The following is a 7,812-nucleotide window of genomic DNA, read 5'->3' on the forward strand; positions in this document are numbered from 1 at the left end:
GATGCAGTGGCTGAAATGCTCGGTTTTTTTCTGCAATGCGCGCCCTTTGCGGGTCAGTTTCAAAATCACCTGGCGCTCATCCTTGATGTTGCGTGTCCGGGTCAACAGTCCCATGGATTCAAGTCGTTTCAGGAGAGGCGTCAGCGTATTGGTGTCGAGCTGCAGTTTCGAGGTGATTGCTCCAACAGGAACATTGTTTGTTTCCCAAAGAACCGTCATCGCAAGGAATTGCGGGTAGGTCAGGCCGACTTCCTTTAGCAGGGTTTTGTAAACGCCATGCATTGCGTGGTTCGCTGAATAAAGCGCAAAGCAAATATACTTGTCGAGCGACGGCGCGTCGGCGACGTCGGCTGTTGAAACCTGCGGCTTTTCACTCGAGACAGAGGTGGCCGCGATGAGGCCGTCAACTTCCTGTTTGACAACAGCTTCTGGCGGATCCGTTACCTCTGCTTCTGCCTCAATATTCTCGGCGTCTGCCGCGAGATGCGCTTTCTCCTTGGATTTCGCAGGCTTCTTTTTCTTCGGTTTTGCGGTCTTTGTTTCCGCATCCGTTGAAGTGTTCTTTTTGGGTTTTTGGGTCTCTTCGGGCGCGGACAAACCGATCGCGTCCAACAGAGACATCTGATTTTTCGTCTCGTTCATCCGGCAACTTATAAATCGTGCGCGATATGGTCGCAATATGTTGACCCATTCAAGGTGAAGGTATATGTGAGTAAATTATATCGTACACGATTAAATCGAAGACGATTTTAAATTGATATGAACCATAAACCGAAGAAAGTGGAGCTAACAATGGCTGTTGATGTGCTTTATGAAACGCGTGCAAAAGCAACGGGTGGCCGCGATGGAACCGCAGAAACCCTGAGTGGATCCTTCCAGGTGAAACTGGCGACGCCGAAAGAGCTTGGTGGCGGCGGTGGTGAAGGCAACAATCCCGAAGAACTGTTTGCTGCCGGTTACGCAGCCTGTTTCATCGGCGCACTGAAATTCGTCGGTGGGCAGGATAAAATTGCCATACCAGCTGATACGTCCATCACGTCAACGGTTGGCATCGGTCCGCGTTCGGAAGGCGGTTTTGGCCTCGAAGTGGCACTTGAAATCTCACTTCCCGGTCTGGGCAAGGCCGTCGCTGACGACCTCGTTGCCAAGGCGCATCAGGTTTGTCCGTATTCCAATGCCACCCGCAACAACATTGACGTCAAGCTGAGACTTGTCTGATCCGGTTCCGGTCCGTGCCGAAAGGGGCGGACCGGAGGTTCGGTTGACAGGCTAGATTTCGGCAAGTTGGCGATGCTTTGACGCACAGGTCATCCGCAGGCTGGAAGCCTTAACTGCTGGTGCCTGGCCGGTAACGGTATCGCCCGGTGATTTCGAAGTCGAAAAGCCGGTCTTCGAGCCGGGTTCCGGCGCCGATGTTGTGAACCAGTAAGAGCCGTTTACCGTCAGTCGAACGTCGGTGTGTGACAATGGCCATATGCGGAAGACTTCCGGGCAACATCTGGGAAACGATGTCTCCCGGCAGGTAATCGTCCGGTTGGTCGCTGACCGGCAGGTCCGCTCCTTGTCGACGGAAAAAGGTCTGAAGGTTCGGTACACGTCGATGATCTATGTTTCTGTCCGGGCGTTTGTGACCCCAGATTTTGGGGTAGGAACTGAAGTGCGCCTTCATGTCTGCGTTGACTTCTTTTTGCAGGTCCAGGTCAAAGGCATCGCGATAGGCGCGAATGACGACATCCGTACAGACACCGCGCTCTCTAGGAATATCGCCTCCCGGGAAACCGAGGCCGACATAAGCTGGGTCGTAGATCACGGTTACGCCGATTTGACTTTCTGCGGCTGAAATGAGTTTTTCAGCCCAAGGGCTTGGTTTCAATGCGTAGGGGGACATGCCTGCAGACTGTGTGGCCGAACCCCGGCCTTCAGACAAAGAGGTGCTCGCCTGCGCGAGTGTTTTCAACGGGTTCTCTGGAAGTCTGGCTGCCAGCAGCAAACCTGCTCCTGCGAGCATTCCCGAACCAATCAGAAAATTTCGACGCTTCATCGGCTTCCCCTTCCGCTTCTGAGGATATGCCTAGGGACGTTCTGCGTCAGTAATAGGGCGGTCAGAGCTCTGAAATGATTGTCAATAACGGGGTGCGCCGAACCTCAAACGTCCTCTTGCAAGCGTATTCGTGACCGGAACCGCTGATGCAGACGGGTTGCAGTGCTTTTTGGAGCAGATAGACTAGTTTTACCAGAGGTGAATACCAACCATCATCTCACCTGGAGGTCTGGAAATGACAAAACCATTTTCCATTTCACCTGCCGAGTACGCTGACGCCCTGAATGTCATGGGAGACAAGATCAATGTCCTGGCCCGACGGGAAACCACGGGCAGCTATGCGATCACCCTGGTCCAAGGGCATGAAGGCAATGGTCCGCCGCCACATAGTCATCAATGGGATGAATCCTTTTTTGTGATCAGAGGTGAGGTTGAATTTACTTTCGAAGGCAAGACAAAGCGCGCGGTGACGGGAACCCTGGTGCATTTTCCGGCAGGTACCGTTCACAGTTTCACCTTTTGCAAGGGGGGCGCTGACGTTCTGGAAATAACCGGTGAAGGCACGCAGGCCATCGAGATGTTTAGCGCGCTTGATCGTGAAATTGCCGCAGGCAGCAACGATCTGGCACGAACTGCAGAAGTCCTTGAGCAGAATGGGGTCAAACTGGCAATCTGATCCGCACCTGAAGATGTGGATCTCAGCCTGTATTTGGGTCCGGGCTGACTTGTTTCCCGCAGGAGCCAGAGTGGAATTGTGACGAAATGCAGCGACCAGTCATCGACGGAATTTTGGAAACGACAGTCTATGTTGATGATATGGAGGCGGCGCATGCATTTTATTCCGGAGTATTGGGATTGAAGCGAATGGTCGCGGGCGAACGGCTTTACGCCTACGACTGCGGTCCTGCGCAGACGTTGCTGGTATTTCATCGGGGGCATACCGGGGAAGATGTAGTGACGCCCGGCGGCACAGTTCCTGGGCATGATACGTCCGGGCACGGTCACTTCGCATTCCGCATTTCCGACAGCCAGCTGCAACCCTGGAGAGACTATCTGGCTGAGCAGGGCGTTTTGATTACAAGCGAGGTCGTCTGGCCTGCCGGAGGTACAAGTCTTTACTTCAAGGATCCCGACGGAAACATTCTTGAACTTGCGGCTGCGCCTCTATGGCCGAATTTTCTATCGTGATTTTTAAGAACTTTGCGACAAGGTAGCTCTGTTTCTCTGTTTCGGGTGGCAGAATGAAATTCTTGCAAGCAACATTGCGGACATTGTTCTACATTGTCGTCGGTGGCGTCATATCAATTGTTGGAGCGGCCTTTTTCTTCATGAACTGGGAACCGGACCGGGACGATTTTCCAATCCGCGGGATCGACGTGTCGCATCATCTTGGCGAAATTGACTGGGCACAGGTTGCCGGAGACGATGTTTCCTTTGCCTATATGAAAGCGAGCGAAGGCAAGGACTTCAGAGATAGCGCGTTTGCAAGAAACTGGGCCGGAGCAGGCTCTGAGGGGGTGCAGCGCGGTGCTTACCACTATTTCAGCCTGTGCAGCCCGGGGCTCGACCAGGCCAGAAACTTCCTCAGCGTGCTTCCGGAGGACCCGGGAATGCTTGCACCCGCGCTCGACCTCGAATTCTTGGGCAATTGCGACCGCAGACCTGCTGTCGAGGAACTGCTTCAGGAAGTCAGTGATTTCGCGGCACTCGTGGAACGCGAACGGGGCAAGCAGGTGATCCTTTATGCGCCCGAAGAATTCTATCTCAGTTATTTGAAAGGGCAGGGGCTGAATCGTAGATTCTGGGCGCGTTCGATCTGGCATTCGCCCGCTTATGTGACCAATTGGTCGCTCTGGCAATATCAGGACAGCGGCTCTGTCAAAGGCATCGAAGGCAATGTGGATCTGAATGTCCTGGCGTCTGGAATGACACTGGATAGCTTGAGGTGAAATTTTATAAGATATTGTAAAATAATAGATAAAATCAGTCTATTGACTTTAACGTAAAAAGCGGAAACTGTGCCCTCAAAAGGAACGGGCATGCAGCGCTATTTTACTATCACCCAGTTGACCAAGGAATTCGACATCACCACCCGCACCTTGCGCTTTTATGAGGCACAGGGGCTTGTGTCGCCGCACCGGCGCGGCCGGCAGCGCCTGTACACGCCCGGTGATCGAACCCGCATCAAACTCATCCTTCGCGGCAAGAGACTTGGTTTTTCCTTGAACGAGATCAAGGAAATGATCGAGATGTATGGCAGCGCACCGGGCGAGAGTGGGCAGTTGCATTTGTTGCTAGACAGGATCGCGGCGCGCCGTGAAGAGCTGCTGGAGAAACAGCGCGATATTGAGCTGACGTTGCTGGAACTGGATGAGGTTGAGGCCGGTGCCAGAGAGAGAATCACGGTACTTGGCAAGAAGATGAATTCGGAGGAGGTCTGATGGAGCTTTCCCCGAGGGATCCCGACTGGGAAACCCGTGTCAGATCAAGTTTTGCTGCCCAAAAATTCATGGATTTTCTTGGTGCGGAGATGACGCACTTGTCACCCGGTGGTGTCGATCTCGAATTGAGATTGCGGGACGAGCTGACGCAGCAACACGGATTTTTTCACGCTGGCGCAACGTCCTCGATTGCGGACAGTGCAGCCGGCTATGCGGCCTTGACCCTGTTTGCCGCAGGGTTCGGGGTCTTGACCAGTGAATACAAGATCAACCTGCTCAATCCTGCCAGGCAAAAAACTCTGCTGGCACGCGGCCGTGTGGTGAAATCCGGCCGAACGCTCACGATTTCAAAGGCCGACGTCTACGGACTTGACGACGGTGACCAGGTGCATGTTGCAACCGGCTTGTTCACGCTCGTGAGTGTCGCCGGAATGAAGGACTGAGTTATGGGTGAAGTTTCTATTCGCGAGCTGCGGGTAACGGACAAAGCTGCCTGGGAGCAACTCTGGAAAAGCTATCTGGAATTTTACCAGCAGGAACTCCCACCGGAACAGACGGATGAATTGTTCAAGCGGCTTTTGGCGACGGGATTTCATGATGCCTTTGTCGCGGTCAAGGGCGACAGGCTGGTCGGCTTCGTTCATTACCTTTTTCATGACAGCACCTGGTCGCTCAAACAGACCTGCTATCTGGAAGATCTTTATGTCAGTCCGGATATCCGTGGGGGCGGTGTAGGTCGCAAGCTGATCGAGGCCGTTTATGCCGCTGCCGAGGCTGAGCCTGGAGCCAGCGGCGCTGTCTACTGGCACACCAATCAGGACAATGAAAGGGCACGGCTGCTGTATGACCGTATTGGTGTCCTGAGTGATTACATTCGCTACGTGAGCTCCTGAAAACAGGAGCCTTGGAGGAAACAACTATGATCCGTAACGATTTTCCGGGTTTCAATTTCGATCTTGGCGAAACCGCCGACATGCTGCGCGACACCGTTCGGTCCTACAGTCAGGACCGCATAGCGCCCTTGGCGGAAAAGATCGACCGGGAAGACTGGTTTCCCCGCGAGATCTGGCCCGAAATGGGTGAACTCGGTTTGCATGGTATTACCGTCGAGGAGGAGTGGGGTGGATCCGGTCTCGGCTATCTGGAACACTGCATCGCCATGGAGGAAGTCAGCCGTGCCTCTGCTTCCATAGGTCTGAGTTACGGCGCCCATTCCAATCTTTGTGTCAATCAGTTGCGCCGCTGGGGAAATGAGAGCCAGAAAAAGCGGTATCTGGAAAAACTGGTCACCGGAGAGCATCTTGGCGCTCTGGCGATGTCGGAGCCGGGAGCGGGATCGGACGTGGTCTCGATGAAACTGCGCGCCGAGAAAAAGGGTGACCGTTACATTCTGAACGGTTCGAAAATGTGGATCACCAATGGTCCCTCAGCCGATACTATGATCATCTATGCCAAGACGGATCCCGATGCCGGACCAAAAGGCATCACGGCATTTCTTGTCGAGAAGGACTTTCCTGGGTTTTCGGTTGCGCAAAAGCTCGACAAGCTTGGAATGCGCGGTTCCGAGACCGGGGAGCTGGTGTTCCAGAATTGCGAAGTACCGGAAGAAAACGTTCTGGGAGAAGTCGGCAAAGGCGTCAACGTTTTGATGTCCGGACTGGACTATGAGCGTGCGGTTCTGGCTGCAGGATGCATTGGCATCATGCAGTCGGCAATGGATGTGGTGATCCCTTATGTTCATGAACGGGAACAGTTCGGTCAGCCGATCGGGACTTTTCAGCTCGTTCAAGGCAAGGTCGCGGACATGTATGTCGCCATGAACGCCACCAAGTCATACGTCTACGCGGTCGCCAAGGCCTGCGACAGGGGTGAGACCACGCGCGAAGATGCAGCCGGCGCAATTCTGTATGCTGCGGAAAACGCAACAAAGATCGCCCTTGATGCTATCCAGCTGCTGGGTGGAAATGGTTATATCAATGAGTATCCGACTGGCCGACTGCTCCGGGATGCCAAGCTTTACGAAATCGGAGCAGGTACTTCGGAAATACGCCGTATGCTGATCGGCCGGGAGATCTTCAACAAGACGTCGTAAACCTCGGTGAAACGCGATGAAGACAACTGAACTCCCTGAAACCCCGGATGCCAAATCTCCGGCCGGGGCCGATATCCGCTTCATCATGGACGGGCCGACCGGCAACATGATCCATTCCACGCTGCCGCCCGGCCAGATCAACCGGGCGACACGGCACAAAACCGTCAGTGAGTTCTGGCATGTGCTGGAGGGAAAGGGGCGGATCTGGCGTTCCGATGGTTCAGCCGAAACCACGGTTGATCTGGAACCTGGAGTTTCGATAGACATTCCTGTCGGAACGGCCTTTCAATACCGCAGCGATGGCGAATTTCCGTTGAAGTTCATCTGCATTTCGATGCCGCCCTGGCCTGGGGACGAGGAAGCGGAATATGTTGATGGAAAATGGAAACCGAGCATTTAGCGAGACCGAGTGGGCGAAAGCCGAGACAATGGCCAAGGATCTTTGTTTCTTGATCCCTGGCGACTTCTGATTCTGGATACCCCATCAGCGAAATAACAAGTCCAGAGCACGGCCTTCGAATGCTGGATCATTTGACCAGAGCAGATTCTTGTGCTGATCAGCCGGCTCGCGTACCAAGATGTTGTGCGCCGCAGGCGCAAGCCAATGCAGCCAGCGGAAGAAAACACTCGGCTTTTCGGGGGCCAGAATACAGTCTATCGGCAACGTTGTGCCCCTCAACGGACATCAGGGCCAAGCCTCGATCCAATGCATTGGCGGCACGGTGTGTTTTCAGTTTTCGTTCTTGCCTGGCAATACCAGCAATCCCGCGGTGGCAATCAAGATCATGCCTGTCAACGACATCAATGTCGGTGTAAGGCCAAAAAAAACGATGTCCCACACCGTTACAAAGACCAGGTAGCTGTATTCGAATGTTGAAATGACGGCTGGTGGAGCCATCTGATAGGCGCCAGCCAGCATCATGCCAATAGAGACCGCAAACCCTGCGAGCAGGACGAGAACGAACCAGTCAGTCATGGTTACAGATGACCAGTGGCTGAAGATATAGGGGTAGGCCTGAATCAGTGCTTCGGAGGGCTTGAAGATCAGCAACATGCCGCTGACCAGGAGGCCTGCGAGCAGCATTGTTGTGTTCAGGGAAAGGGAAAGCGCGGTTAGCGGTACGTGCTGGCAGCGTGTTCGCGTGATGATGTGTGCCAGAGCATAGAATGCTGCGCCAGTGATGGGGAGTAATGACCAGACGGAGAACGTATCTGTGCCCCCGGTTGAAGCAGAACCA

At 54.0% G+C, this 7,812-nt stretch carries 11 protein-coding genes and 1 pseudogene; 9 read left to right on the top strand and 3 right to left on the bottom strand.

Annotation, left to right across the window (positions count from 1 at the left end):
* Positions 1–642, bottom strand: a 642-nt coding sequence (locus K5905_RS22050; RefSeq protein WP_297587811.1) for a MarR family winged helix-turn-helix transcriptional regulator, incomplete at its 3' end; no start/stop codon positions are given.
* A gap of 150 nt (positions 643–792) precedes the next feature.
* Between K5905_RS22050 and K5905_RS22055 the strand changes: the two genes are divergently transcribed.
* On the top strand, positions 793–1,218 hold the full coding sequence (locus K5905_RS22055) for an organic hydroperoxide resistance protein (protein ID WP_297587812.1): 426 nt from the start codon (positions 793–795) through the stop codon (positions 1,216–1,218).
* Between the two features lie 109 nt (positions 1,219–1,327).
* On the opposite strand, the gene K5905_RS22060 is transcribed toward K5905_RS22055, so the two are convergent.
* Positions 1,328–2,041 (bottom strand): DUF1287 domain-containing protein, encoded by a 714-nt coding sequence (locus K5905_RS22060; RefSeq protein ID WP_297587814.1) that lies wholly within the window; start codon positions 2,039–2,041, stop codon positions 1,328–1,330.
* A 235-nt stretch (positions 2,042–2,276) separates the two neighbouring features.
* Between K5905_RS22060 and K5905_RS22065 the strand changes: the two genes are divergently transcribed.
* The 8 genes from K5905_RS22065 to K5905_RS22100 all read left to right on the top strand — a co-directional run bounded on the left by K5905_RS22065 (position 2,277) and on the right by K5905_RS22100 (position 6,974).
* Positions 2,277–2,717 carry a cupin domain-containing protein gene (locus tag K5905_RS22065; RefSeq protein ID WP_297587816.1) on the top strand — a complete coding sequence of 147 codons (441 nt, stop codon included), beginning with the start codon at positions 2,277–2,279 and terminating at the stop codon, positions 2,715–2,717.
* 86 nt (positions 2,718–2,803) lie between these two features.
* Positions 2,804–3,229, top strand: coding sequence for a VOC family protein (locus K5905_RS22070; RefSeq protein WP_297587817.1), 426 nt, complete (start codon positions 2,804–2,806; stop codon positions 3,227–3,229).
* A 53-nt stretch (positions 3,230–3,282) separates the two neighbouring features.
* On the top strand, positions 3,283–3,990 hold the full coding sequence (locus K5905_RS22075; protein WP_297587818.1) for a GH25 family lysozyme: 708 nt from the start codon (positions 3,283–3,285) through the stop codon (positions 3,988–3,990).
* A gap of 90 nt (positions 3,991–4,080) precedes the next feature.
* Complete coding sequence (locus K5905_RS22080; RefSeq protein WP_297587820.1) at positions 4,081–4,482, top strand: MerR family DNA-binding transcriptional regulator; 402 nt, start codon at positions 4,081–4,083, stop codon at positions 4,480–4,482.
* On the top strand, positions 4,482–4,925 hold the full coding sequence (locus tag K5905_RS22085) for a PaaI family thioesterase (protein WP_297587822.1): 444 nt from the start codon (positions 4,482–4,484) through the stop codon (positions 4,923–4,925). The genes K5905_RS22080 and K5905_RS22085 overlap by 1 nt, the downstream gene beginning before the upstream one ends.
* A gap of 3 nt (positions 4,926–4,928) precedes the next feature.
* Positions 4,929–5,375: a GNAT family N-acetyltransferase gene (locus tag K5905_RS22090; protein ID WP_297587823.1), complete on the top strand. Its 447-nt coding sequence runs from the start codon at positions 4,929–4,931 to the stop codon at positions 5,373–5,375.
* A gap of 26 nt (positions 5,376–5,401) precedes the next feature.
* Positions 5,402–6,574, top strand: a complete 1,173-nt coding sequence (locus K5905_RS22095; protein WP_297587824.1) for an isovaleryl-CoA dehydrogenase — start codon at positions 5,402–5,404, stop codon at positions 6,572–6,574.
* 16 nt (positions 6,575–6,590) lie between these two features.
* Entirely contained in the window at positions 6,591–6,974 is a 384-nt protein-coding gene (locus K5905_RS22100; RefSeq protein WP_297587825.1) for a cupin domain-containing protein, read from the top strand.
* 330 nt (positions 6,975–7,304) lie between these two features.
* Here K5905_RS22100 and K5905_RS22105 read toward each other — a convergent pair.
* Positions 7,305–7,812 (bottom strand): annotated as a pseudogene (locus K5905_RS22105) (hypothetical protein); the annotation flags it as partial.

It is taken from the genome of Roseibium sp. (assembly GCF_025698965.1).
Taxonomy (GTDB): Bacteria; Pseudomonadota; Alphaproteobacteria; order Rhizobiales; family Stappiaceae; genus Roseibium.

Coding starts and splice junctions, on each gene's coding strand:
- K5905_RS22055 (WP_297587812.1), top strand. CDS start 793: ATGGCTGTTGATGTGCTTTATGAAACGCGTGCAAAAGCAACGGGTGGC.
- K5905_RS22060 (WP_297587814.1), bottom strand. CDS start 2,041: ATGAAGCGTCGAAATTTTCTGATTGGTTCGGGAATGCTCGCAGGAGCA.
- K5905_RS22065 (WP_297587816.1), top strand. CDS start 2,277: ATGACAAAACCATTTTCCATTTCACCTGCCGAGTACGCTGACGCCCTG.
- K5905_RS22070 (WP_297587817.1), top strand. CDS start 2,804: ATGCAGCGACCAGTCATCGACGGAATTTTGGAAACGACAGTCTATGTT.
- K5905_RS22075 (WP_297587818.1), top strand. CDS start 3,283: ATGAAATTCTTGCAAGCAACATTGCGGACATTGTTCTACATTGTCGTC.
- K5905_RS22080 (WP_297587820.1), top strand. CDS start 4,081: ATGCAGCGCTATTTTACTATCACCCAGTTGACCAAGGAATTCGACATC.
- K5905_RS22085 (WP_297587822.1), top strand. CDS start 4,482: ATGGAGCTTTCCCCGAGGGATCCCGACTGGGAAACCCGTGTCAGATCA.
- K5905_RS22090 (WP_297587823.1), top strand. CDS start 4,929: ATGGGTGAAGTTTCTATTCGCGAGCTGCGGGTAACGGACAAAGCTGCC.
- K5905_RS22095 (WP_297587824.1), top strand. CDS start 5,402: ATGATCCGTAACGATTTTCCGGGTTTCAATTTCGATCTTGGCGAAACC.
- K5905_RS22100 (WP_297587825.1), top strand. CDS start 6,591: ATGAAGACAACTGAACTCCCTGAAACCCCGGATGCCAAATCTCCGGCC.